This is a genomic window from Paenibacillus sp. DCT19 (genome assembly GCF_003268635.1).
In the GTDB taxonomy this organism is placed as follows: domain Bacteria; phylum Bacillota; class Bacilli; order Paenibacillales; family Paenibacillaceae; genus Paenibacillus.
On sequence record NZ_CP029639.1, the window covers coordinates 509,639 to 534,949 of the forward strand.

27 protein-coding genes and 1 pseudogene are annotated in these 25,311 nt (G+C 46.9%); 18 read left to right on the forward strand and 10 right to left on the reverse strand.

Annotated elements, in window-relative coordinates; genetic code table 11:
• Positions 1-46: 46 nt before the first annotated feature.
• Positions 47-1,000: an L-lactate dehydrogenase gene (locus DMB88_RS02360; protein WP_128100051.1), complete on the reverse strand. Its 954-nt coding sequence runs from the start codon at positions 998-1,000 to the stop codon at positions 47-49.
• A 518-nt stretch (positions 1,001-1,518) separates the two neighbouring features.
• Here DMB88_RS02360 and DMB88_RS02365 point away from each other — a divergent pair.
• From DMB88_RS02365 to DMB88_RS02385, 4 genes are all read left to right on the forward strand, one after another.
• Complete coding sequence (locus DMB88_RS02365; protein ID WP_128100052.1) at positions 1,519-2,175, forward strand: MerR family transcriptional regulator; 657 nt, start codon at positions 1,519-1,521, stop codon at positions 2,173-2,175.
• 164 nt (positions 2,176-2,339) lie between these two features.
• Complete coding sequence (locus tag DMB88_RS02370; protein ID WP_128100053.1) at positions 2,340-3,170, forward strand: serine/threonine protein kinase; 831 nt, start codon at positions 2,340-2,342, stop codon at positions 3,168-3,170.
• 678 nt (positions 3,171-3,848) lie between these two features.
• The gene (gene map / locus DMB88_RS02380) at positions 3,849-4,595 is read left to right on the forward strand and encodes a type I methionyl aminopeptidase (protein WP_128100055.1); all 747 of its coding nucleotides are present in this window, start codon (positions 3,849-3,851) and stop codon (positions 4,593-4,595) included.
• Positions 4,596-5,016: 421 nt separating this feature from the next.
• Complete coding sequence (locus DMB88_RS02385) at positions 5,017-6,030, forward strand: NADP-dependent oxidoreductase (RefSeq protein ID WP_128100056.1); 1,014 nt, start codon at positions 5,017-5,019, stop codon at positions 6,028-6,030.
• Between the two features lie 266 nt (positions 6,031-6,296).
• On the opposite strand, the gene DMB88_RS02390 is transcribed toward DMB88_RS02385, so the two are convergent.
• Positions 6,297-6,785, reverse strand: a complete 489-nt coding sequence (locus DMB88_RS02390) for a CcdC family protein (RefSeq protein WP_174715264.1) — start codon at positions 6,783-6,785, stop codon at positions 6,297-6,299.
• A 273-nt stretch (positions 6,786-7,058) separates the two neighbouring features.
• Here DMB88_RS02390 and DMB88_RS02395 point away from each other — a divergent pair, with 273 nt between their 5' ends.
• Complete coding sequence (locus DMB88_RS02395) at positions 7,059-8,201, forward strand: HEAT repeat domain-containing protein (protein ID WP_128100057.1); 1,143 nt, start codon at positions 7,059-7,061, stop codon at positions 8,199-8,201.
• Entirely contained in the window at positions 8,182-9,654 is a 1,473-nt protein-coding gene (locus DMB88_RS02400) for a glycosyltransferase family 2 protein (RefSeq protein WP_128100058.1), read from the forward strand. The genes DMB88_RS02395 and DMB88_RS02400 overlap by 20 nt, the downstream gene beginning before the upstream one ends.
• A gap of 352 nt (positions 9,655-10,006) precedes the next feature.
• Here DMB88_RS02400 and DMB88_RS02405 read toward each other — a convergent pair whose 3' ends face one another.
• The 3 genes and pseudogenes from DMB88_RS02405 to DMB88_RS02410 form a co-directional block, all read right to left on the reverse strand.
• Positions 10,007-10,402, reverse strand: coding sequence for a TetR-like C-terminal domain-containing protein (locus DMB88_RS02405; protein WP_254438605.1), 396 nt, complete (start codon positions 10,400-10,402; stop codon positions 10,007-10,009).
• A gap of 51 nt (positions 10,403-10,453) precedes the next feature.
• Positions 10,454-10,582, reverse strand: a pseudogene (locus DMB88_RS31865) (TetR family transcriptional regulator); the annotation flags it as partial.
• Entirely contained in the window at positions 10,579-11,304 is a 726-nt protein-coding gene (locus DMB88_RS02410; RefSeq protein ID WP_128100060.1) for an MBL fold metallo-hydrolase, read from the reverse strand. The gene DMB88_RS02410 and the pseudogene DMB88_RS31865, both read right to left, overlap by 4 nt.
• Before the next feature lie 420 nt (positions 11,305-11,724).
• Between DMB88_RS02410 and DMB88_RS02415 the strand changes: the two genes are divergently transcribed.
• The 3 genes from DMB88_RS02415 to DMB88_RS02425 all read left to right on the forward strand — a co-directional run bounded on the left by DMB88_RS02415 (position 11,725) and on the right by DMB88_RS02425 (position 13,429).
• On the forward strand, positions 11,725-12,189 hold the full coding sequence (locus tag DMB88_RS02415; RefSeq protein ID WP_128100061.1) for an RrF2 family transcriptional regulator: 465 nt from the start codon (positions 11,725-11,727) through the stop codon (positions 12,187-12,189).
• Positions 12,190-12,511: 322 nt separating this feature from the next.
• Positions 12,512-13,138: a nitroreductase family protein gene (locus tag DMB88_RS02420; protein WP_128100062.1), complete on the forward strand. Its 627-nt coding sequence runs from the start codon at positions 12,512-12,514 to the stop codon at positions 13,136-13,138.
• Positions 13,139-13,243: 105 nt separating this feature from the next.
• The gene (locus tag DMB88_RS02425; protein WP_128100063.1) at positions 13,244-13,429 is read left to right on the forward strand and encodes a hypothetical protein; all 186 of its coding nucleotides are present in this window, start codon (positions 13,244-13,246) and stop codon (positions 13,427-13,429) included.
• A 126-nt stretch (positions 13,430-13,555) separates the two neighbouring features.
• Here DMB88_RS02425 and DMB88_RS02430 read toward each other — a convergent pair whose 3' ends face one another.
• The 3 genes from DMB88_RS02430 to DMB88_RS02440 all read right to left on the reverse strand — a co-directional run bounded on the left by DMB88_RS02430 (position 13,556) and on the right by DMB88_RS02440 (position 15,218).
• Complete coding sequence (locus DMB88_RS02430; protein WP_128100064.1) at positions 13,556-14,239, reverse strand: S-layer homology domain-containing protein; 684 nt, start codon at positions 14,237-14,239, stop codon at positions 13,556-13,558.
• A 128-nt stretch (positions 14,240-14,367) separates the two neighbouring features.
• Positions 14,368-14,619 carry a helix-turn-helix domain-containing protein gene (locus tag DMB88_RS31870; RefSeq protein WP_128104274.1) on the reverse strand — a complete coding sequence of 84 codons (252 nt, stop codon included), beginning with the start codon at positions 14,617-14,619 and terminating at the stop codon, positions 14,368-14,370.
• Positions 14,532-15,218, reverse strand: coding sequence for an AraC family ligand binding domain-containing protein (locus DMB88_RS02440; RefSeq protein ID WP_164848584.1), 687 nt, complete (start codon positions 15,216-15,218; stop codon positions 14,532-14,534). The genes DMB88_RS31870 and DMB88_RS02440 overlap by 88 nt, the downstream gene beginning before the upstream one ends.
• A gap of 297 nt (positions 15,219-15,515) precedes the next feature.
• On the opposite strand from DMB88_RS02440, the gene DMB88_RS02445 reads away from it, so the two are divergent.
• Complete coding sequence (locus tag DMB88_RS02445) at positions 15,516-16,571, forward strand: lactonase family protein (protein WP_128100066.1); 1,056 nt, start codon at positions 15,516-15,518, stop codon at positions 16,569-16,571.
• A 96-nt stretch (positions 16,572-16,667) separates the two neighbouring features.
• On the opposite strand, the gene DMB88_RS02450 is transcribed toward DMB88_RS02445, so the two are convergent.
• The gene (locus DMB88_RS02450; protein WP_128100067.1) at positions 16,668-16,865 is read right to left on the reverse strand and encodes a hypothetical protein; all 198 of its coding nucleotides are present in this window, start codon (positions 16,863-16,865) and stop codon (positions 16,668-16,670) included.
• Positions 16,866-17,238: 373 nt separating this feature from the next.
• Here DMB88_RS02450 and DMB88_RS02455 point away from each other — a divergent pair, with 373 nt between their 5' ends.
• The 5 genes from DMB88_RS02455 to DMB88_RS02475 all read left to right on the forward strand — a co-directional run bounded on the left by DMB88_RS02455 (position 17,239) and on the right by DMB88_RS02475 (position 22,927).
• Positions 17,239-18,984: a rhamnogalacturonan lyase gene (locus DMB88_RS02455; RefSeq protein ID WP_302476291.1), complete on the forward strand. Its 1,746-nt coding sequence runs from the start codon at positions 17,239-17,241 to the stop codon at positions 18,982-18,984.
• Between the two features lie 508 nt (positions 18,985-19,492).
• Positions 19,493-20,572, forward strand: a complete 1,080-nt coding sequence (locus DMB88_RS02460) for a sulfate ABC transporter substrate-binding protein (RefSeq protein WP_128100069.1) — start codon at positions 19,493-19,495, stop codon at positions 20,570-20,572.
• Between the two features lie 78 nt (positions 20,573-20,650).
• Positions 20,651-21,487, forward strand: coding sequence for a sulfate ABC transporter permease subunit CysT (gene cysT / locus DMB88_RS02465; RefSeq protein WP_128100070.1), 837 nt, complete (start codon positions 20,651-20,653; stop codon positions 21,485-21,487).
• 131 nt (positions 21,488-21,618) lie between these two features.
• Positions 21,619-22,494, forward strand: a complete 876-nt coding sequence (cysW, locus tag DMB88_RS02470) for a sulfate ABC transporter permease subunit CysW (RefSeq protein ID WP_128100071.1) — start codon at positions 21,619-21,621, stop codon at positions 22,492-22,494.
• A 190-nt stretch (positions 22,495-22,684) separates the two neighbouring features.
• Positions 22,685-22,927, forward strand: coding sequence for a YezD family protein (locus tag DMB88_RS02475; RefSeq protein ID WP_056704017.1), 243 nt, complete (start codon positions 22,685-22,687; stop codon positions 22,925-22,927).
• 263 nt (positions 22,928-23,190) lie between these two features.
• On the opposite strand, the gene DMB88_RS02480 is transcribed toward DMB88_RS02475, so the two are convergent.
• Complete coding sequence (locus tag DMB88_RS02480; protein ID WP_128100072.1) at positions 23,191-24,090, reverse strand: hypothetical protein; 900 nt, start codon at positions 24,088-24,090, stop codon at positions 23,191-23,193.
• Positions 24,091-24,172: 82 nt separating this feature from the next.
• On the opposite strand from DMB88_RS02480, the gene DMB88_RS31690 reads away from it, so the two are divergent.
• Genes DMB88_RS31690 through DMB88_RS02485 form a run of 3 tightly spaced genes read left to right on the forward strand, consistent with a single transcriptional unit; the run spans position 24,173 to position 24,909 of the window.
• Positions 24,173-24,301 (forward strand): hypothetical protein, encoded by a 129-nt coding sequence (locus tag DMB88_RS31690; protein WP_302476281.1) that lies wholly within the window; start codon positions 24,173-24,175, stop codon positions 24,299-24,301.
• Between the two features lie 9 nt (positions 24,302-24,310).
• Positions 24,311-24,469, forward strand: a complete 159-nt coding sequence (locus tag DMB88_RS30100; protein WP_164848585.1) for a hypothetical protein — start codon at positions 24,311-24,313, stop codon at positions 24,467-24,469.
• Positions 24,470-24,495: 26 nt separating this feature from the next.
• The gene (locus tag DMB88_RS02485; protein ID WP_128100073.1) at positions 24,496-24,909 is read left to right on the forward strand and encodes a GNAT family N-acetyltransferase; all 414 of its coding nucleotides are present in this window, start codon (positions 24,496-24,498) and stop codon (positions 24,907-24,909) included.
• The last annotated feature ends 402 nt before the right edge of the window (positions 24,910-25,311 follow it).

Sequence of the window (25,311 nt, forward strand, 5' to 3'; positions counted from 1 at the left end):
TCCTCTCGGGAATGGTCACTGGCGTCTTTGGTTACTTTTCACTAAGTTATACCATGGTAAGGCGATCTATACTTCCAGATAATACAGCGCAGGAGCGTTCGAATTTCTCGCGTTCGGATGCATCCAGATTCAATTCGATGATCTCTTGGATGCCATTGCCACCGATAATCGCGGGAACGCCCGCACAGACATTGTTCTGTCCATACTCTCCCTCAAGGATCGCGGAGACGGCGATGATCTTATGCTCGTCATTGAGGATGGAGCGTGTGATATGAGCAAGTGCATTACCGATGCCAAACTGGGTAGAGCCTTTGCGAGTGAAAATCTCCCAGCCTGCGTCCTTCGTTTTACGAGCGATATCTTCCAGATCGAGATGTTTGAAACGATCTTTGTGCTGCTCCATAATGTGCAGGATCGGCTTGCCGCCAATGGTAACGTGCGACCAAGCAACAAACTGTGATTCTCCATGCTCACCTAGAGCATAACCGTGCACACTGCGGGGATCAATGGAGAAGACCTCGGACAACAGTGTTTTGAGTCTGGAGGAATCGATGGAAGTCCCTGTGCCGATGACGTGTTCGCGTGGAAGACCTGACAGCTTCCATACCATATAAGTTACTATGTCAACCGGGTTCGCTGCGACGACAAAAATCCCGCTGAAACCACTTTCCATGATAGGGACGACAATATCTTTGGCGATGGATTCGGCTTCTTCCAGAATATCTAGACGTGTCTGACCAGGCTTAGGGTTCGCCCCAGCTGTGAGCACGATCACATCCATACTGCCACAGTCAGCATAAGTGCCTGCGTATACTTTGGTGCGATTATGTGTGAAGTCCATACAATGGGAAAAATCTAAAGCCTGCGCAACAGCGCGATCGTATGTCCGATCAACCATCATAATTTCCCTACAGATCGACTGATTAATCATTGAATATGCACAACTTGAACCAACAAGACCTGCCCCGATCACCGCTACTTTACCTGATTTGCCTAACACAGCCGTTCATCCCCCGTATCCTTTTGATTTTTCCGATTATTTTGAGTCCTATGTTAAGTATTGTCCTATAATTTATGCTGATAATGGCTTCTACGTTACATAAGATAACACACAAAAAAGCTATACAGCAATGATATCCGTTATCGCGGGAGCGTATTGGAGTAATGGAGTTAACAAAATTGACATGAATATCGTGTTTCCAAAATTTTGACGGCATTTGCATTGACCGCATTCGACATGACACCATTCTTGTAGGTTGTCGGATCATCAGAGATTTATGCGAATAAGTGGTCTGACAAAAGTTCTTATGAATCCACAGAAACAGAACTAAAGCGTCAAAGGGTTCGCAAGCAGAACTGACGAATACATATTGGCAAGCGAATCATAATGCATATGCATGTGCAAGTATCGTCCATGTATATGCGGAGTAGACAAGTTGCCCCGATCCGATGGTTGTTACAAAAGGTTGATGCAGAAGTCACGACCTTGATTACAAAACTTCATTCCGGGAGGGAATAATGATGATTGAAGAAGCAGGAGCTACGACGGAAACGGCCAAGAGTCTGGGCATTGGAGCCAGTACACTTCGAAAATATGCAGCAGCACTTGAGGAGCAGGGCTATCGGTTTGAACGCTCTGCCAACAAATCCAGACTGTTTCGATCCGAGGATGTGGAATGCATTGAACGTCTGATGACGGAGCTTAGAGAACATAATTTGCCCTTGGTGGATGCTGTGGTTACGGTTCTATCTCCAGAAGCATCCACAGTTGAAATAGGTGATACGTCCGAAAGCGAATGTGCGGCAACGATCATGCCTGCGTTATTCCCGGAAGGAGCCGAGCCGCCAAATAGCTTGAGATCATATGAGGGGTTAGGGCAGTTAGTTACTGAAGTAACGGCTGGTGCAGTGGCGCAGCAGGATGATCGAGTGCAGCAGCTACAGCACCGGGTGGATGAATTGGAATTAACCTTGAAGCATCTTGCCGATACGCATGAAGCTCTCCAAGAGCAGATGGAGAAGCAGCGCCTATGGATGAATGAAAAGCTGGAGGAAGAGCGGGATCGTGAATTGGTGACCAATTTACGCAGCTATCAGGGAAGAAAGCGCAAGCCTAAGGGAACGACGCTCCGCATGTTATTTGGGCTGCTGCCGAAGAAGCATAAGGAGGCATAAGCGTAAGCGGGCATACGGCATAAGATCCACTGCTGTTCGTGCTATGATTGCCCATCTTCGGACTGTTATAATAAGCTCCATAACAACAAGAAAATCAGCAAACAAAGCTTGCTCTGCATGATCATGATGGAGTGGTAGCGGTCGTATGCTAATGGGGATAATGAGTGGAGCTGCAACGAAGCTGGCAAAGATTGCTGGGACTGTGGACAGATCGACCCTTGCCAAAGGGGGCAAAAATAGCGGAAAGATATACGATATGCGAATTGCTTGGTATGGGAAGCTACGGACTGACATACCTCTGTATAGATGAACAAACAGGAGATGAGGTTGCGTTAAAAGGTTCGAAGCCCAGCAAAGGCAAGTTATCTGCCCGATTGCTGAGTAGAGAAGCAGATGTGATGAGCCGGCTGCAGCACCCGGCGATTCCCAAACTTTTGAATGCATTTATATATAAGGGAAGAAGTTACATTGCTATAGAATATATTCGGGGAGAGACGCTGGAGACGTATATCTTCGAACAGGGCCAGGTATATAGCGAACGAGAATGTATTGAACTGGCGAGCCAGTTATTATCTCCAATCGCTCATGTTCATCAGCAGGGTTATATCCATGGGGATGTACGAATTCCCAACGTGATTATGAAGGATGGGCACTTGCATCTGATTGATTTTGGCCTGGCGAGGCAAATGGGGGAGCCGTTGTTGCCAGAGCTGAAACGACGTATGCGTGAGTTGCCTGCACCTGAAGATGAACCAGCAACGCCTGATCAGGATTTGCAGGATCTCGGTCATTTTCTTCTATTTATGCTGTACTCTGCCTATGAACCAGAGAAAGGGAAAGCACCTGCAAGCTGGCAGGAGGAACTGGATCTTCAGCCGGATCTGGTCATTATGCTGGAGAGGTTGCTGGGGCTTAGACCTGGGTATGAGGCGGGGGCACCCGAGCTGCAGGCTGAGATGCAGCGGATTCTGCCCAAGCTGCATGGATCAGTTTAACATCAGGTGTAGGACGAAGATGGTGACGAATGACCTCTGTAAACGTCATAGCGGAGGTCCTTTTTGTTGTTAAATTATACGGAACGAATGCATAAAAAGGGTGTCGCGCTGGCTTAAAATACAGCCAGCGTGGACACCCTTTTGTTAATTTACACAGCACGCCAAAGTGAGTTTTACAAACCTAAATTGGAGTTCTACTATGCACATTCTATCGTTCAAGAGCGCGCAGCTTGATTAGCTTGAGCTATACTTTCTGCTCTTATAGTAACCAGAGCCATGACGGCTATCCCGGTATTTCATATCGGATGAGGAGTAGCGTTTATAGGAACGTTTCCCTGACGAACTGCTGTACCGTTTATAGGAACGTCGTCTGTCAGAGGAGCTGTAGCGCCTTCGGTGTGATGAAGATTTGGAGTCGAGAAGTTTGCCAAGAATTTTTTTGAGCATGAGCTTTCATCCTTTCGTCTACCATCGTTTTTAGCATATACGCACGGCCGAGGAAGAGGGTTTCGGGTTTCTTCAGAAAAATATATTCATAAAGATCGGGCCAGGCGTATAATAAATTGTTGGTATTTTCACGGTTATTTAACAATTTACTTATACTGAATTTCTTATTTTGAGTAATTAGCGTTACAATAGAAGACAAGGTAAGATCTTAACGGACAAGGAGAAGTCGTCATGATTACATTGAAAACAAAAGAGCAGATTGAACAGATGAAAAGAGCAGGTGAGATTCTTGCCGCATGCCATAGAGAAATAGCGAAAATGATTCGTCCAGGGATCACAACGCAGGAGATTGACCAATTTGCAGAAGCTTTTATGAAGAAAAATGGTGCAACGCCGGAGCAAAAAGGGTATAACGGATACCAATTTGCGACATGTGCTTCAGTAAACGACGTAATCTGTCATGGTTTTCCCGGGAAATATGTGTTGCAGGACGGCGACATTGTAACGATTGATATGGTCGTGAATTTGAACGGATGGCTCGCTGATTCTGCGTGGTCTTATGCAGTAGGGCAAGTTACACCAGAAGCACAACATTTGTTAGATGTGACCAAAAACTCGCTGTATAAAGGCATTGAACTTGCTGTCGTTGGCAACCGGATCGGGGATATTTCGCATGCAATCCAAACATATGCTGAAGGCGAGGGGCTGTCGGTTGTTCGTGAGTTTATCGGGCACGGCATTGGCGAGAAAATGCATGAAGAGCCGCAGGTGCCTCATTACGGCCCGCCTCATCGTGGACCACGACTCAAAGAAGGCATGGTCATTACGATTGAGCCTATGTTGAACATCGGTACGTTCCGCAGTAAGCTTGATTCAGATGGTTGGACGGCGCGTACAATGGATGGAAGCTTGTCTGCTCAATATGAGCACACCATTGCGATTACAGCAGATGGCCCAGTGATTTTAACGGCTCAATAGGGGAATACGACGGAGGCTCAATCACTATAAGTGCGTGTTCAAAAAGGGCGGTTTTCAGTACCAAGAAGATGGGATGAAGCTAGAAATGGAGTAGCGGAGCGTAGGCAGGACTACGTGAGCAACGGACATTTCGGCTGAATCCCATATTCGATGCTGAGATGCCGCTCGCGCATCCTTCGTAATCAAAAGCGGACTTTTTGAACAACCTCTATAATTTTAGTGAATTTCAAGGCGGCCCACGTTTGTGATCCGCCTGTTTCGGTTTAAAATATAAGAGTGTGTTCAAAAAGTCCTGTTTTCATTAGCTGGGGACGATTTGAACAACTTTTGATGAGAAGGTTATAACATATCGTGCTGGTGGTAGAGTGTAAGCGTAAGCGAGAGTTAATGCTGATCCACTGGTTACAAGGAGGTCATTAAGATGTCTGAAAATGAACAAATCGTACTTGCATCTCGTCCAGAAGGTGCACCATCCCGTGACAATTTCCAATTTATAAATACACCACTTCCTGAACCGGAAGCAGGACAGGTTCTGGTTCGTACATTATATTTGTCTGTTGATCCGTATATGCGAGGTCGGATGAAGGATACGAAGTCCTATTCACCACCCTATGCGCTGAACGAAGTGATTAAAGGCGGAGCAATTGGTCAAGTGGTGGAATCCTCGGAGCCTAATCTGCGTAAGGGTGACCTTGTGACAGGGATGTGGGGCTGGCAACGTTATGCGGCGGTTAATACAGGAGATCTTTCATTGATTGATACCGAAGAAGCTCCATTGACTGCATATTTGGGCGCGGTTGGACTTACGGGGCTAACAGCCTATTTCGGAATGGAGGATATCGGTAAACCTAAGGAAGGCGAGACGGTCGTTGTATCAGGCGCAGCAGGCGCGGTAGGGATGATCGCAGGACAGATTGCCAAGATCGTAGGCGCTCGTGTCGTAGGTATTGCTGGTTCTGATGAAAAATGCGCATACCTCAAAGACAAATTAGGATTCGACGTGGTATTGAATTACAAACAAGAGAACGATATGACTGCTGCCATTGAACGGGTATGCCCTGATGGCGTAGATGTCTATTTTGATAATGTTGGCGGCGAAATTTCGGATGCGGTGTTGCGTCACATTAACCGCAATGCACGTATCCCATTGTGTGGACAGATCTCGTCCTATAACTTGGAGAAACCAGATATTGGTATGCGTCCGCAGACCCTGTTGTTAACCAATACAGCATTAATGAAGGGGTTCCTATTAGGTGACTACGCCAAGTCCTTTAAGGAAGGGCGTGCGAAGTTAGCTAAATGGATCAAAGCAGGTCATATTCAATATGAGGAAAACATTGTAGAAGGTTTCGAACAGACACCTGACGCATTTATGGGTCTCTTCTCAGGGGATAACCTGGGTAAACAACTAGTTAAGGTTGCCGACCCTGAGTAATGTAGATGAAATGATGAAATGAGAATTGATGAAATGAGAATTGATGTGAAGTGAAGTGTACTATCCCTTTTGGTTCTGCGGCTGAATTCCAATGGGACGCAACCACATGGAACTTAGCGCTATAGAACTTAGCCTTATAGAACGCTTAACCTTAAAAAGACACGTTCTTCCGCATACCGATGCAGAGAACGTGTCTTTTGGTGTGTCTATGTGTGTGAAAAAATGGAGCGGAGAAAGATACACTTCAGCGAGTTTTCAGACGCGACCTAGGCTTCCTCTGCATTAATGACTTCTTTATAGTGCTTATACATGTACACACGCCAGCGGACGATCATACCGAAGGCGAGTAGGAAGAATAGTCCACCTGTCTGTGGAATGGATACATAACGCTGGATAACTTCATGCAATATGAGCCGCACAGCGAGCAGTCCAAGCAAGATAAAAGCAAAGCTGCGTGAGCGCGTTGCGAATATTTCGCCGTTAATGCGTTCGAAGCGAGTACTGCGGATAAGCGGATACGAGAAAATAAACCAACCCACAAGCAGTGCAATAGCTGCCCACAGCAGTGGGACATGCGTTTCAGGAACGACAAACATGAGAAACCCTGTGCTCATACCGAGTGGTGGAATCAGAATTTTACGAATAGTGACAGGGCGATGACTGGCTTTCATGCGAATGAAGATGGCGAGCAGCGCCATGATGAGCATACCTAGAGTTGCACCGATCTGAAGGTAAAATGGACTAATTTGAGCCACGAAGATATCCCTCTTTCTGGAATAATATATTACTGAAGCCTTTCGGATCATCATGTGAAGTCTCAGAATTTTCTTTCCCTATTATATCACAAACGTAGTTTGCCGATAGAATGCTTAGTAAGCATTTTGACCGTATCTAAGGACGGCTAATAATCAGCAGATCATACGTATATCGCACCGGTTGTAAGACGAACATTGTTCTTTGGAAATGGTTACTAGTGTAACCAATGGTAGGCGGTTTATTCGATTGAGGGACAAGTCATGAGTGAATATATGAGAAACAGAGTGCAGTGGTTTGGGAAATCCATGTCGGGATGGACGGAAACGGGAAGTAGTTATTTGGTTCAGGTGACCGGTTTAATCTGTGGAGGCGTGTTGGTGACACTCCTGGCCATCTATCTCGTTTTGTTGTGGAGAAATCGGCTGAAGCAACGAACGCTAAAACTCCAAAAAAAGGCCTTTCGCGACCTAATGGCTGATGATTCTTCACTTCGTCACTACCTTGCAGGAGGAGAGATCACACCAAAGCTGCTGGATGTGAGGAAAGTTCAGCAAAAAGCGCTACAGGAAGTGTTACTGCAACAACTGGAGGAAAGTACGGATGATCTCCAAAGGGAACGGATTCGCTTCCTCGCAGGACAGGCCTTTGGTACGTTGTACCGGACACAGCTTGGTTCGATGAAATGGAGTGAACGTATTAATACATTGCTCTACATAGAGCAGTTTCAGATGACGGAACTTCTACCTAGGCTGGAAGAGATGATGCGTTCTTCGTTATGTTCGATCCAGGAACGTTTTATTATTTTGAGAATTTACGCTAGATCAGGCTATGTACGATTAGTGAAAGAGCTGCTTAAGAGAAACACAGCCATGTCGGATTCGCAATATTTGCAGATCATGCTATTACTTACGGATGAGATCTGGGAGAAGGTCGTTGACCACTATGCGGAGCTTCCTGTGCAGGCAAAGTGTAGCGTCGTGGATGCCATGCGTATTCGAAATGTGCAAACGACGAGGGAGCTGGCGTTATTAGAACGACTGCTATTCGAAGATCATGTAGAGCAGCGCATCTTTTCGCTGCGTGCCTTAGCCCAGATCGGCAGGATGAGTGATGGAACCAAGGATAAGCTATTACTTGCTTGGCATGAAGAGAGATGTATTCGATCACGTCTAGAACGACTTATGTACGCTAGGTTGTTGGGACGTGTTCACACAGAGGGATTTATTGAGCATCTGAATGGACTTATGGGTGATCCCGCTTACGAAATAAGGCAGGAAGCTGCTAACTCTCTCGCTCAATATGATCAAGGAATCGAGAAATTACGCTGCGTAGCAAGAGTACATCCGGACAAATATGCGAGGCAGATAGCGGAAGAAACGCTGGAAAGGAAGCAGTATGAACGAAAGATGGCTTGAACTGCTGCAGAGTTTAATTCTGTTATGTTATAAAGGCATATGGATATATCTCGTTGTTGTGATCATCGCATGTATTTGGTTATTTCTAGCGGCCGTTCGTACGATGGTGCGAAAAAAGGATCTAGATCTGCTTCACTATGATGAAGTGCTTAATGAAGCACTCGCTCCTCCGGTGTCTGTACTGTTACCAGTTCATAATCGAGAGAACACCATTATTGCGGATGTAAATCATCTCCTTGATATCCATTATGGCTGCTACGAAGTGATTGTGATTAATGACGGCTCAACAGACGATACGATGGAACGATTAATGGAAGTGTATAAACTGTCTACTGTTAAGAGCAAGATTCATTATTCGAGTATTGGGCAGGCCGTTGGAGAGATCAGAGGTGCATATCGTTCATTGCGATACGATAATCTTGTCGTGGTCGATAAGCAGCATGGGGGACACTCCGATGCTTTGAATGCCGGAATACGTGTCTCACAATATCCGTATTTTGCATCCATTGGCCCTACAACCATGCTGGACAAATATGCATTTGTGAAAATAATGAAGCCTATTATGGCTGCATTGCCTGACGAAGAAATTATCGCATGTGGTGGGCGATTAGAGCTTGCGAACTCGCAGAAGGTGTCCTGCTCCAGATTCCACATTCAGAGTGAAAAGCCTGTTGCAGATCTTCCAAAAAGTCCACTGCTTATGATGCAGAGAATTGAGTATATCCGTGCATTTCTCATCAGTGGATTGGGCTTGGTTAGATATAATATCAATACGTTATTGTTCACGTCAGAAGCTTTTGGATTGTTCAAAAAAAGTTATGTTATGGAAGTCGGAGGATATAATCCTGATCCGAGAATGGCACACCTAGAGCTGATCATGCGTCTTCACAAGCACATGAAACAGATCAAGGGCAGGGGGCGAATCGTGTATATAGACGATCCCGTGTGCAGCACAAAAGTGCCTGAGTCATGTGCTGGGCTGCACCAGCAGCGAATACGCTGGCATCGTCAGTTGACCAACACTATGTGGGAGCAACGGGAGATGGCAGGCAATCCGAAGTACGGTTGGATGGGCATGGTGACGATCCCTTATTTTATTATGGTTGAATTGATTGGGCCTGTTTTGGAAATAGGGACGCTATTGCTATTATTCATAGGTCTGCTGCTGCCGTTTGTGGAGAACAGTCTATTAGTTGTGCTGGGTATGCTCTTACTGCTCTACGGTTCACTCCTATCTGCGGCAGTCATTCTATTTGAAGTTTGGCTGGCGCGTAGAAGGTATACGGCACGTGAAGTCACACGTCTGTTCTTGTACGCGTTATCCGAATCGTTCTGGTTCAGACCGATGAATAACATCTTCCGTATTCATGGACTCATCAAAGCTCTTTGGAGTCTGAGAGAGCATGGAGACTCAGGAAGGTCGGCTTATTCGGGGCTTCGGGCAGATAAGTAAAAGTGCTGGTAGTTTCACAGTATAAGTGCGTGTTCAAAAAGGGCGGTTTTCAGTACCAAGAAGATGGGATGAAGATAGAAATGGAGTAGCGGAGCGTAGATGGAGCTACGTGAGCAACGGATATTTCGGCTGAATCCCATATTCGATGCTGAGATGCCGCTCGCGCATCCTTCGTAATCAAAAGCGGACTTTTTGAACAACCTCTATAATTGAATTAAACTTTATTGTGTGGGACAGGATAAGAGGCGATGTCTAGGACACAATCATATAAAACAAGAGGGTTGCAGGGATGATGCTGCAGCCCTCTTGCGTGTTTATGAGTTACTCGCGGGATATGGTAGGAGACAGTTAACTAATTGTCTGTACGAAGATGCTTTAAGCCGTCAAGGAAGGCTGAAATCGTAAGATGTAGGCTCTCGCTTGCTTCGAAATTCATGGCGAACCCACCTTGTGCACCAATGGAGGCAAAGCCATGACACAGACTTCGTAGTCCACGCACCGCATGAAGCGCATCGGCTTCGGACAGTCCATACGGCTGTAAAGAGTCTAGCAACAACTGTAGCGCTACGGTGCTGGCCGCAGCGAGTTGTGGCTCATCCCGATCAGGGGCATGGAAGGAAGCTTCGTAAAGCCCAGGGTGCTGGCGTACAAAATGAATATAGGCGGTAGCGATATCCTGAATGGCTTCGCTACCGACACGTCCTGCGGCGGCCACGGTTAAAGCCTGGCCGAGCTGCTCTACGGACATCAGCGCAAGTTCCTGGCGAAGCCCGGGTAAACCGCTGATGTGGTTATAAAGCGACGGGGAGCGCACATCGAGCCGCTGGGCCAATGCGGCCAGCGTCAGCGCATGAAATCCGTCGCTGTCAGCAAGCTGGGACGCGGCATTCAGCAGCATGCCGCGATCCAGCCCTTGCCGCGGGCTCATCGAAGCCCTCCGGCAGGGCGCAGCCGTTGCTCGGCGTCAGCCATTGCTGCGCGCATCGCCGCTGCCGGCTGACGTAACATTCGTCCGTGGCCTACAGCCAGCACGGACGGCTCCAGCTCAGCCAAGCGCTTGGCGCTGGCAAGAGCGGTTTCACGGTGCCATGTGGCAAGCGCAGGAAATGGAAAGAGTGGGCGTAGCTGACCGGCAACGGCCAAGCCGCCATGCAGTTGATAGGCATCGCCGGCGATGAGGACGCCGCTGCGCGTATCCATAAACGCCATATGCCCTGGTGTGTGACCAGGAGTAGCAATCGCCAGTAACGATCCAATGCGATCCCCATCTTCGAGCAGGCGATCGGGGCGGGTGTGAATGTTCTTGGGTACACTGCCCCGTACCGGAGTCTGCGGTTCATCAGGTAATAACGAAGCATCTCCAGTGAGTAGTGCAGCGTCCCGTCTAGAGATGATCACCTCTACATCAGGGAGTGCATTCTTGAGACCGTCTAAGGCGCCAACATGGTCACCATGGGCGTGAGTTAGAATCACTTTGGTGATAGGTTTGTTAAGAGATTGAGCAGTGGCGAGGATACCCTTGAGACTGAACGGCATCCCTGCATCGACAAGAGTTAATTCACTGTCCTCTTCAACAAGATAAACGTTCACAGGAAAGAGCCGAGGTAGGAATGAAACCTGAATGACATTATATTCACATGTAATACGCATCGTAATTCCTCCTTAAAACTAATGGTATTAGTAATATAACTAATGTCATTAGTTTTCGCAATACCCTTTGCAAAAATAAACAAAGATACGAAAAGATTATTTTAACAAAAAAAGCGTTTTCAAAATAAAGATTACCGATTATAATGATCAAGTAAGCCCTTTCATATGTCTATCTTATTGGAGCCTTTCGCGAAGCGGAGGGCTCACTTTTTTGTTTTCTTTAATAGGTTAAATACATAGTGATCAAGTAAAGGGTGAGCTTGGATGTGAGGCTGTATATATAGACACATCAAGGGATATCCTGTGTTCAGGCACTGCGAGAGAAGAAGTTGACAAACATAACTGTCATTCATATAATAACAGTTATACTTACCTTGGATTGAAGTCCATCGGTGTTTTTTGCCGGGAAGGGAGTAAGTCATGAACAGCGAGTTTACCATTGCCGTCCATTGTCTTGTGTTTCTATCCATGAAGGAAGACTGTATGGCCAATAGTGAAGATTTATCTCAGAGTGTAGGTACACACCCTGCAAGAGTTCGTAAGGTGCTGAGTGTGCTGCGGAAGCATGGGTATTTGACAACCAAAGAAGGCGCTCACGGAGGGTACCTGCTTAATCGTGCAAGTGATGAGATCAAGCTTGGGGAATTGTACAGACTGGTTGCCGGAGGTTCACTTGGACCCAATTGGTGTTCTGGCGAATCAGGTTCGCCATGCGTTGTGTCCTCTAACATGAGGGATGTCATGGGAGGCATATATGACGGAGGCGAGGAAGCGCTGAGCATTTATTTTGATCGCATTTCCATCGAGGATGTGAAGCATCGGATCGGGAAAAGTGAAGGGCTATCTAAGTCCATGAATGAGTTACTGAGACAAGATAAGAATTAATTCTGGCTACAGAATTGATGTGGCTACAGTTTATATGTATACATTTCATATTTAGGCTCAGTTCTGATACCCTGTGATTATGGGGACACTGCAGACTGCGTATAGAACATAACAAGCGTTGCCCCGGTTTCGCGATTCATGAAGGCTTCAAGATTATTCCGGGCATAACGTGAACACAGATAGAGTTAATCTTCTGCGCTGATGTTATTTTCGGAAGGTGGGTATGTCATTACACCACTTATCATGGTTGTTGGATCAAAGCCTTGCGAAATTAAAAGCGATATAACAGCAATGATATTTACAATAATCAATAGAAATAGGAGTGGAGAACATGTCTAACAATGAAACACTTCGCGTAATTAGCGAACGTCACGCTGTCAAAAAATACGAAAAAGGTTTTGTATTGCCTGAGGCTGACCTGAATGCAATCTTGACTGCAGCTTCCGAAGCACCATCTTCTTGGAATCTGCAACACTGGAAATTCCTCGTTATTGAATCCGAAGCGGACAAAGCTAAATTGTTGCCAATCGCTTATGGCCAAAGTCAAATCGTAGACAGCTCGGTTACAATCGCTGTTCTGGGTGACCTGGAAGCTAACCGCAACACCTTCATCTACGATCAAGCTGTTGAAGCTGGTGCATTGCCTGGTGAGGTTCGTGATGCGTTGGTTGGACAAATCAACGGTGCTTACCAAAGCGCGCAAACTGCTCGTGATGAAGCGATCCGTAACGCGTCATTTGCTTCACAAAACATTATGCTCGCTGCACGTTCTTTGGGATATGATACTTGCCCAATGGGTGGTTACAATCCACAACAATTGGTTGAAACGTTCAACATTCCTGCACGTTACATCCCAACATTGTTGATCACTGTTGGTAAAGCTGCAGAGCCAGCTCGCCCAGCAGGTCGTTTCCCATTATCTGAAACTGTAGTTAAAGGTTCTTTCTAAGATAGAGCTACTATAAGCACCATTATACGGTGTGTATAAATTCAGCCGCATGTTCCTCAAGTGAGGGAACATGCGGCTGTTTTGCGTTCGAATACGGGAACCGGCATGAGTCCTCAGGTATGTAATACAGATCTTACGGGTGACGGTAGAGAAGAAGCAGTCATTATCATTCAGACGGGCAAAGGTACAGGGCTGGATAACTTCGATATTGATGTTCTTGGAGGTGACCAACCAAGCATTTGTCCATTGATCCAAGACAACCCCTTACCGTACAGCCAGCGATTAGACTAAGTGCATCTTGCCTGCCAAAGTCTTCTCGTGATCTGTGATAAGGGGCTTTTAAATTTCTGAATAGAATGGAGGTTACAGCGCAATTTCGCCTGTTATTCCACTGCTGTTACAGAAATAATAATTGAATTATTTTTCAGGTGTTTCGGGGACTACTGGTGCGTGAAAGTTATCCATATGTTCAATCGCATTGAACATCATCACAGCAGCTTCTGCGCGAGTAATAGCCTCTTTGGGATGGAAATTGCCTTCGGCATCCAATGTGTTAATCTTGAACGCTAACGAGCGCTGAACTGCTCCTTGATACTCAGGCGTAAGCTCTTGCTCATCTGTAATATCTACAGGTTGAAGCTTGATCATCGGTAGGCCGCCTTTGGCTTCGATGCCTTGCATGATGAACAGTGTAAATTGCTCACGAGTCATCGGTTTGGATGGATCGATATCATCAGCCATCTGGATGCCATTATATTTTGCACGAATGAAGGCATTGCTGTACCACACATGATCAAGCACCTTGGAGAAGGAATCACTTGGTAGAGGTTCTTTGACAAAACGGATCGTATCCAAATTCAGATCCAGGCCATCTGCAAGCAACTGTATACCTTGTGCCGTGTTTAATTGTTGTTCTGGTTTGAACAGGTTGTCGCTCACGCCTTTAATCAGACCATCTTGATGCAATGCTTCAATTTTATCTGCTCCCGCAACTCCCTGAAGATCTGTGAATCCGCCTTGCGCAGCATGAATAGGTGTAGCACCAAGAGATAAGGTAAGTAATGCTCCAGCAGTCATCAAAGCAATTATATTTTTTTTCATATCAAGTCGCCTCACTTTTCTAGGAAGGGTATCCCTTTGTATTAAAGTTATTTGCCCCTATAGACGACCCATCCCTGCAAAAGGTTGCTGCATTTTTCCATATATATTTTATGATATATAAAATTGAGCTACCCTTTGGACTTGTTCCGATAGTCGGTGGGTGATTTACCAATCATTTTACGGAATAACCGTGAGAAATAATACGGGTCTTTGAAGCCGAGTTTGGAGCTAATCTGCTTCACCGTCCAATCGGTAAAGTCAAGGTAACGACAGGAATGTTGGATCTTCAGCCTTAGAAAATAATCAATTGGAGAATGTCCTGTCGCTTGCTTGAACAGTTGTGAATAATGCGGGCAGATAAGCTGGCTTGTGCAGCCAATTCTTTGAGTGTGACCCCGCTTTCCAGATGCTCCAGCATGTACTGCACAGACTGTTCGGCAGCTCGTTTGCTGCTAATCATATTGCCCTCCGTACCATGTCCGTAAGCGAGCATGCCTAACATATATCCAACAATCTGTGAGGCGTACGTCATCGTTTGTAAAGAATAACCCGTCTCCAATGCTCCATAACATTCATGATATAGTTCCAGCCACTTCTGAGCTTTCGCCGGAGCCATAGTTAACAAACTTTCAGCCAGCAGTGGCTCCATATAGGCAGCGGCATGTTCACCACGTAAGTGAATCCAATAGATACTCCAGGGATCGGCTGAGTATGCGCCATAGATATGTGCGACATGGGCAGGAAGAACAACGAGACTGCCTGCTTTAACATCCTGCCTTTTGCCACCGTCCGTGGCGTACCATCCTGTGCCTTCGGTACAATACATTAAAATATGGGAGGGGCAGCCCTTTGGACGATCCCGGTAATGGTTCTCTGCCTCATGGAAGTATCCAATGTCAGTAACGTACAAACCGGACGTTACGGGATAAGCCGCGGCTTCCTCTAGTAGCGGGTCAGGTAATACGATTAGTTTCTGCATACGGAATCCGTCGGATTTGCGTAAGGTAGATGAGCTGTTATATGGTTTCATACTTGTATTATGGTGAGGTAGAATAAACGAGTCAATGATATTTGCGCAAGCGTTATCAAAATGAGCTTTGGTAGAATAACTTGAGCTTAGAAACTGAAGGACAACAAAGAGAATTGGTTAAGTACATAACAGAGAAGCAATATGAATTTTAGTTTTGAAGTTAGACATTAACGTTGAAGTTAAGGATTTTTCAGGCACGACCTAGCATGTAGGCACTTATTTTAGCATATAAGGAGCGATGGAGGAATGGAACAAGTGGTGAACAAGGATACGTTTTTCTATATCGGAACTTATGCATCAGCGGATCAACCAGGTATTTATGTAGGTGCGCTGAATTCGGATACAGGTGAGATGCGGATTGCACATGATATGGCAGGGGTGGACAATCCATCTTACTTGGCTTTAAGCCCAGGTAAAGACTCTATATATGTTGCAAGTGAAACGGATGAGGGAGAGGTATTGGTCTACCGCCGGGACATCTCCACGGGTGAGCTGCACCTTATGGATCGCAAAAGCACCAAAGGAGCCTCGCCTTGTTATGTCTCAGTCACGGCAGATGGCAAATGGGTACTCGCATCCAATTACAGTAGTGGGAGTGTCAGCGTATTTCCCGTAGGGGATCAAGATACGTTAGATGAGACGAGTGCGTTAATTGAGCATACCGGAAGAGGGCTGAACGACGACCGTCAGGAAGGGCCTCATGCACATTCCATTCAGCCAGATCCATCCGGACAATATGCAGTTGTATGCGATCTGGGGTTAGATCAGATCATTGTCTACCGTCTGGAAGAAGGTCGATTGGTAACACACCGGGAGACGAATCAACCTCCGGGTTCAGGGCCAAGACATCTCGTGTTTCACGAGAATGGCAAATGGGCCTATGTCATTAATGAGCTCAATAATACGGTGACTGCATTTATGTACGATGCGCGCAGAGGAGAGCTTAACACAGTGCAGCATATATCCACTCTTCCTGAAGGACATACGGGAGAAGGCACGGCTGCGGATATCCGAATCTCCCCTTGTGGACGTTTCCTATACGCCTCCAACCGTGGAGACGATAGTATTGTTCTCTATCATATTGATCAGGAATCCGGTGAGCTTGAAGCGGTGGATTGGACTTCCACACTGGGACAGACTCCGCGAAACTTCAATGTGCTGCCAGGGGGGATACTGCTCGTAGCCAACCAGGAAAGCAACAATATCGTTGCATTCCAGATGGATCGCGAGGATGGAAGACTCACACACACCGGCTTCAAGCTGGAAGTTCCACGTCCGGTATGTATTGTGCCTGTAGATTAAGATATTCTCTGCTGCAATCGACGAATACTGAACAACACATATAAGCTGTGAGATCATGTGTACGCACGTGATTTTACAGCTTTGTTATTTATATAGCTATCTGACAACAGATGCAATTTGGCTGAGTTTTCTTCGATTTCTTCTATAATCAAGCATTAGAATAATTACGAATAGAACAGCATAAAGAAAATACTGCTTCTTATCCTCTTGAATCGCATAGTAAGGGTATAACAATCCACATACGAGCATTAACACTACGTTTAATGACATCATCACCTGATAGTAGATCTTCATAGAGGCTCTCCTTCCTTCAAATATAGAATGGATAATAATAGGAGTTTAATATAAATTGTAACACACATACATAGATCGCATAAATACAACAAACCATTTCCCCGGCACAACAAATGAAAGTTACTAATTAAGTCCTATAGATGGAATTAAATGTTTAATTTAAAATGGTATACATTAAAGCGCTTACAATACAGATGCGCTACAGAGCATCGGGCTTACCAACACATTTGGGGAGGCTAATGGTATGGTCAATCGATCGTCATGGAAGCGCACGTTGCGAACGGCAGGCATTACTCTACTAAGTTCAGCATTGCTTGTTACATCTCTAGGTCTATCAGCTCCGTCGGTGACTCATGCAGCAGGAGCACGTCAGATGGAATTTCTAGACCGCGGAGTTGTGGCGGTGAAGACGGGGAATGGGGTCTTTGTGAGCTGGCGGTTACTCGGTACGGAAGGTTCGAATGTTTCTTTTAATGTATATCGGGATGGCACGAAGGTGAACGCTTCACCGATCACGAACAGTACTAACCTTCAGGATGCCAGTGGAACGAACAACTCCAAATACACGGTTCGAGCAGTCGTAGGCGGGACAGAGCAAGCGGCTTCCAAGGTAGCAAGTGTGTGGGGAAATAATTATCTGAACGTTCCTCTTAGTGTTCCCGCTGGTGGGACAACCCCGGATGGAGTTGCATATACCTACAGTGCCAACGATGCCAGTGCAGGTGATCTGGATGGGGACGGCGAGTATGAGCTCATCGTGAAGTGGGATCCTTCCAATTCCAAGGATAACTCGCAGAGTGGTTACACAGGGGAAGTATTTATCGATGCCTACAAATTGAATGGAACCCGACTATGGCGGATCAGTCTCGGCAAAAACATCCGAGCAGGCGCACATTACACACAGTTCATGGTCTATGACCTGGATGGAGACGGCAAGGCTGAGGTGGCGATGAAAACCGCGGATGGCACCAAAGATGGTGTAGGTACAGTAATCGGAGATGCGAGTAAGGATTATCGGAACAGCAGCGGATATGTGTTGTCAGGGCCAGAGTTTCTAACGGTCTTCAATGGACAGACAGGTAAAGCGCTCACCACGGTCAATTATGAGCCTGCACGCGGCACTGTATCGAGTTGGGGAGATAATTATGGTAACCGCATGGATCGTTTTCTAGCTACGATTGCTTATTTGGATGGAGAGCGACCAAGTCTAGTTATGGCACGAGGCTACTACACCCGGACAGTGCTCGTGGCATATAATTGGCGGAACGGACAATTGACGAAGCAATGGACGTTTGATTCGAACACTCCAGGCAACTCAGGCTACGCTGGACAGGGGAATCATAATCTAAGTGTGGCGGATGTGGATAACGACGGGAAAGACGAGATTATCTATGGTGCGATGGCAGTCGATCATGATGGAAAAGGTTTGTATACCACTGGGCTGCATCATGGCGATGCCATGCATCTGAGTGATCTGGATCCAGATCGCCCAGGGATGGAGGTATTCCAGGTTCATGAGACACCGTCTAATGCAGGCATTGAATTCCGCGATGCAGGAACAGGTCAGTTGATCTGGGGTATACCAACAACGAAGGATATTGGACGCGGCATGGCTGCAGATATCGATCCAAGGTATAGAGGAGCTGAAGTATGGGCGAACGGTGCGCTGTATACAGCGAAAGGGCAGAGAATCGGGACAACCGTACCTTCGTCTACGAATTTTGGCATCTGGTGGGATGGTGATCTGCTTCGCGAACTATTAGACAGTAACCGTATCGACAAATGGGATTATGCGAATGGACGGACGATGAATCTGCTAACTGCCTCAGGAGTTTCCTCCAACAACGGAACGAAGTCTACGCCGAACCTTCAAGCGGATCTGTTGGGCGACTGGAGAGAGGAAGTGGTATGGCGAACCAACGATAGCTCGGCACTCCGTATTTATACGACAACCGCACTCACGGACAAACGAATCCACACGTTGATGCATGATCCAGTGTACCGTCTGGGCGTAGCTTGGCAAAATGTAGCCTATAATCAGCCGCCACATACGGGCTTCTATTTGGGAGAAGGCATGAATCCACCTCCGATTCCGAATATTCGCATTGCAGGACAATAGGTGACAAGCCTCTCGGCGCATTGTATTCTGTCTGAGATTCTCATAATTCAGTTATATCAGTAACGTTAGTAACGTATCGAATATGGCTCAGAGATCGTTGGAAGGAATAGGGTATACGAACCCTATTCCTTTTTTGGCTTTTTTCCAGTTGTAAAATGAATTGGGCAAAAATCGGAAAAAACGTTTGACAGGTATAAGGGCTACCCTTATGATACATATAACTTACTAAACAGGTAGGAATAATTAAAAAGACTGTGTAACATGATGAACTTCTTCATGATTCAGTCCAGCAGCACAGAATGTCTTCTGAACAGAATAACGTTCTCACCGTATCGACGGAGGAACACCGCAGCACATCGACCGAGATAAAGCATACACGGCAGCGAGCCGGCATGACTTTGTGAGGGAGAGGTGTGTACAGGTGTCCCTCCGTTATTTGTTTTTCGGTGGTTCCAAGCTGTTCAGCCTGTTCATGTAGTCACGCAGATCCACAGGGGGAGTGTTATTGATGAAAAAGAGAGTTCAAAAAGGTATTCTATTTGGTCTGGCACTGGTGTTGACAGGCGTGCTGGCAGGTTGCGGAGCAAATGGCGGCGATTCTAGTGCAACTGGAACATCTGGAGGGCAGGATAGTGGTGGCGATAGCCCGAAGGCCATTGAATTGCTGAATGTATCTTATGATCCAACACGTGAGCTCTACGAGCAATATAACAAGGCGTTTGCGGCGTACTGGCAGAAGGAAAAGGGTCAGGACGTGACCATTAAACAGTCTCATGGTGGTTCGGGTAAACAGAGCCGCTCCGTCATTGATGGCTTGGACGCAGACGTGGTTACACTGGCACTGGGCTATGACATTGATGCAATTGAAGACAAAGGTCTCATTAACGAAGGCTGGCAAGATAAATATGAGCATAACAGCTCCCCATATACATCCACGATTGTATTCCTGGTAAGGAAAGGCAATCCAAAAGGCATCAAAGACTGGGATGATCTAATTAAGGGTGATACTCAGGTCATTACACCGAATCCAAAAACATCTGGCGGAGCCCGCTGGAACTATCTCGCAGCTTGGGGGTATGCGCTCAAGAAGAATAACAATGACGAGGAGGCAGCAAAAGCTTTTGTCAGTGAGCTGTTCAAGCATGCACCTGTACTGGATTCAGGTGCCCGCGGAGCTACAACAACGTTTGTAGAACGTGGACTTGGGGATGTTCTGCTGGCTTGGGAGAATGAAGCGTTCTTGTCCGTGAAGGAGCTGGGTCCGGATAAATTCGATATTGTCGTTCCTTCCGTGAGTATTCTGGCTGAGCCTCCGGTAGCTGTCGTGGACAAAAACGTCGACAAAAAAGGAAGCCGTGAAGTTGCTGATGCTTACCTGAAATATCTGTACAGTGAGGAAGGACAGACGATCGCGGCCGAAAACTATTACCGTCCAACACTGGATACCGTGGCCGAGAAGTTCAAGGATCAGTTCCCTGACCTGGAGCTATTCACGCTGAACGATGTATTCGGTACATGGCGTGATACACAGGCTAAACATTTCAATGATGGCGGGGTCTTTGACCAAATTTACGTTCCAGGCAGTTAAGTTTGGGTAATCTGTACTCGATCCTATGGCAAGGAGCCAACCAGCCTGACCGGCTGAAGGCAAGAGAGGATGACGTTCATGAGCAAGGTAATAGCAACCCGGAGGCGCACGCTTCCGGGATTCGGGTTAACGATGGGATACAGCGTATTTTACCTCAGCCTTGTTGTATTGATCCCGCTGACAGCCCTGGTGTTTAACTCCACAGGTTTGACCTGGTCTATGCTGGTGGAGACAGCCACGAATCCCCGAGTGCTCGCTTCATTTAAGGTCAGCTTCCTGACCGCAGGTGTGGCGGCTCTAATCAATCTGGGATTAGGGCTGCTCTTGGCATGGGTATTGGTGCGGTATGAATTTCCGGGTAAACGGCTCTTTGATGCCGTGATTGATCTACCTTTTGCGTTGCCAACAGCGGTGGCAGGGGTTGCTCTTACGGCACTGTACGCCGGCAACGGCTGGATTGGGCAGTTTATGGAGCCTCTGGGCATCAAATTGGCCTACTCTCAAGCAGGCATTACGCTAGCTCTGATGTTTATCGGTATTCCATTTGTCGTTCGAACGGTGCAACCGGTATTAGAAGAGCTGGAGGCCGAGGTTGAAGAGGCGGCTGCAACGTTAGGGGCAGGAAGATGGCGGATATTCCGTACCATTCTACTTCCTGATCTTATTCCCCCACTGCTGACAGGCTTCGCGTTGGCGTTTGCCCGAGGTATTGGAGAATTTGGCTCGGTCGTGTTTATTTCAGGCAATATGCCGATGAAAACGGAGATTGCGCCGCTGCTCATTATGGCGAAGCTTGAACAGTTTGATTACGCAGGAGCTACGGCTGTCGCTTTGCTGCTGTTGCTGGTTTCATTTATCCTGTTGCTGGTCATTAACTCCTTGCAACGATGGAGCCGGAAGGCAGGCAGGGCGTAACAGATTCGAATCGGTGCGCCCTAACGAATGCTATATCCACCGTGTGCAAGAGCCGCGGGAATATCTAGGCATTCAATAGGTTGTTATCTGATGGTAGCTTTTCACTTACCCCACTGAAGGAGGTGCAGCGTATGGCGGGTTCTGTTCCGCTGAGTTCGGCTTCGCGCATACCAAGTAGCCCTGGGCCAAACCGTGCAACTACGGAGGCTCCTTGGGTCAAATGGCTGTTAATTGGACTGGCAGGTCTTGTATTGTTGTGGTTGCTTATTTTGCCGCTGGTCATCGTCTTAATGGAGGCATTGAAGCAAGGATGGGGAGTCTATATCGCCGCTCTGACCGAGCCTGATGCGATGTCTGCTCTGAAGCTGACGCTGCTCGTTGCAGCAATTACAGTGCCGCTCAATACGATATTTGGTGTGGCGGCAGCTTGGGTCATTACGAAGTTCCAGTTCCGGGGTAAAGGAATCATGATCACGTTAATCGACCTTCCTTTCTCCATTTCTCCCGTTGTCGGCGGGTTGATCTTTGTATTGGTGTTTGGCTCTAATGGTTGGTTCGGCCCATGGCTGGCTGAGCATGATATCAAAATAATTTTTGCACTGCCAGGCATTGTACTGGCGACGCTGTTCATCACATTTCCCTTCGTCGCCAGGGAATTAATCCCGCTCATGGAGGATCAGGGAACCCGCGAAGAGGAAGCGGCGGTGACGCTAGGAGCCTCAGGATGGCGGATCTTCTGGAACGTGACGTTACCCAATATTAAGTGGGGACTGCTCTACGGGATTATTCTGTGTAATGCTCGCGCGATGGGTGAGTTCGGGGCGGTATCCGTTGTGTCTGGACATATTCGTGGTGAGACCAACACACTGCCGCTGCATGTCGAGATTTTGTATAACGAATATCAATTCTCTGCGTCTTTCGCCGTCGCTTCATTGCTGCTGATACTTGCTCTGGCGACATTATTGGTTAAGAGCTGGCTCGGGCATAAGAATGTGAGCGAACGATGAGTGAAGGCTAAGTACGGTAAAAAAGAATCCTTAACCGGTTAACGGAAAATACCGATTGACAGCTACTGGAAGCCCTGATATTGTATAATCCAAGTATATAGGTTGGATAAGAATGTTTTATAAGTCAGATGGATATAAGTGCGTGTTCAAGTAATATTGCGGGCACAGCCCGAGAAGAGGAGGCGGCTCTATGGCTAAGCCGTTGAAAGTGGATGAGGTATGGATGGACAGAATCGCTGGACAGCTCAATGACATGGAGTTTGGGTCGCTGCACATCGTGGTACACGAGGGTCAGATTGTACAGATGGAGCGAACAGAACGTAAGCGTTTTGAAAATACACCGACAAGTAGCGCCTCCAAATCCGGCGGTGCTGCACGGAACAACACGCCTCGTTCATTGCGCGGCTCCAATGCCAGCGGTGCGAAGGGATAGTATGATGCAGTGAGATGGAGTTTAGCGGGGCAAGGGTGATGCATGAGAAGATGTATCACTAGATTGTCTAGGATGTCTCCAGCAGAACTGTTTCGCGCGAAGAGTTTGGATGATGGGTAAAATAAAGAGAAGCCGCAGGTTGCGAGCTTCTCTTTGTTTTGTTTTGTATAATGAATACTGTGGATTAACCGGCCTTACAAATCGGTCTATTGTTGTGCCGTGATGTTTGATGATCACTGCAAATGTAGTCCAGTGAGCCTGCGTTACTCGTCCACTTTGGCACCGGATTTGCGCGTTGTGTTCACTTCGGTCTCCGTAGAAACTTTCTTTGCCGTAACTAGCTCTGTATGCCCTGCGTAAGGACGTTCACTGCGAGAACTTGTACCTGTGAGACGGAAACCAGACACGAACAATATGAGCTGCAAGCCCAACGTGTAAGGAGCGGCTACAGGTCCAATGAGGTGCAGGAGAGAGCAGAGTGCAATGAGCGCATATAACACCTTGGTCATCGTGCCGGATGCACCTGGTGTCCTGCGGCGAGGACTAGCCAAGAGCAGATAACCATAGAGCACTGTAATACATAGAGAGATGAAGCGAATCCAGAACAATGCGTTGACCCAGCCATGCCAGAATGGTTGATTCAGTCCTTGTTGAACAATGATGAAATCAGCGATCAGATACAGCAATGCTGCTACAGCTAGAGGCTCGACCGCAGATCGAATCACATTCCAGACGGCTTCCCACCAATGCACCGAGTGTGCCTGGCTGCGAAGTTCTTCCGATAGGCTGGAACTTTCTCGCTCCAAGGCTCTGTGCATCAAGGTTAGCCGCGCAGGATCGGGGTCTTGAATGCAGCTATGAATCTGATCCTGAAGCTGTGGTGATAGGCTAACGGCTGTTCTGCACGCCAGCATGGCGTTAAGCAATTCGTGCTGTTCGGCTTCCGTGCGTGTAGATTGGGTATTTTCAATAAAAGTGAGTTGCCCGAGCAGTGGTGTCGTTATGTATAATGTATCTCGTATCGCTTGTGTTCGTCGTTCTCGGCTTCGTCTAATTTCGGTGACAGACCATATGTATATGCCTAGGAAGATGGCAATAATTCCGAGCAATAAGGCTACGAAGCCTGGATATGAGAACAGAAAAAGCATCCAACGTTGTAGCACCGTTGTTCCTCCTTTGTACGAAAGTTGGGCGTAGCATAAATTCCGGTAATCTAAGCTTCTCTCACTATTACACAGGAAGTAGTTGAGTTCAAGCAGAAAGATGGGAATGGAAGAGGTGCAGCAAAGTTTATATGATACAGTTCTTGAAGAGATTGAACAGAACAAGGGAGAAGAGTACTCCTATGACGATGCTCGTGAATTTGTAGATTAGGGGAAGACCATGGCTAGTGGATCGTGGAAGATGCAGGTGGATGATCAAGGTCGGTTGTGGCTCGGTCAGTTACTGATAGACCTATCCTATCAATGGATAATACCTACTTATATTCCACCTGTGTTATTGTTAAAATCATGGCATAAGGTAACAAGAGTACAATTGTAATTTAGTATATTGGGGAGGGTTATTTCATGGATCACGTTATCGTTGAACACGCACCACCTGCCGTAGCCGAGTATTTATCGTTGCGAGAGATTGCAGGGATGAGTCCAAGAAGCCGTGAAGGCGCTGAGCGAGGATTGCCGAATAGTCTATTTGCTGTGTGTTTGCGACAAGATGGTGTACTTATTGGTATGGGACGAGTAGTGGGAGACGATGGTTGTTTCTATCAAGTGGTCGATATCGTTGTACATCCAGATGAGCAGGGTAAAGGGTATGGCAAGCTGATCATGAACGAGATCATGAAGTATCTAAAAGAGAATGTACCTGCCCGCGCTCTGGTGAGCTTACTTGCAGATGTTCCAGCGGATCAGTTGTATGCTCAGTTTGGCTTCGAGTATACAAGCCCGCAATCAGAAGGTATGTGGTGGAGACAAGAAGGATAGTTTGTTCTAAACCGTACATACATAATGAGTGAGGTTACAAGATGACCATGGGAAAACTGTCTAGGGTATTCCAGATACAGAATAGAGAACCACGGTATACATGCTGGGTTGCATTAAGATAGAGCCGGCGCATGATGTGATTAAGCATGGGCTGGTTGGATCTTTTGGCATGAAAGATTGCTAAATTAATAGATAGGCTTGAGGAGGCCGCATTTGCGGCTTTTTTTGTCATTACCGAATGTATACTTCATTGAGTTATTGCGGTTTGTGCGAATTACCTTAGCTAACACCCATGGAATGTTCCAGGTTGTCGGTGCTTGAAGGGGCAATAATAGAGGGCTGGATGAATTCATCGGTATTCCCCGTTTACAAGCGAGGCTGTTCGGTTTAAGATGGCGTGAG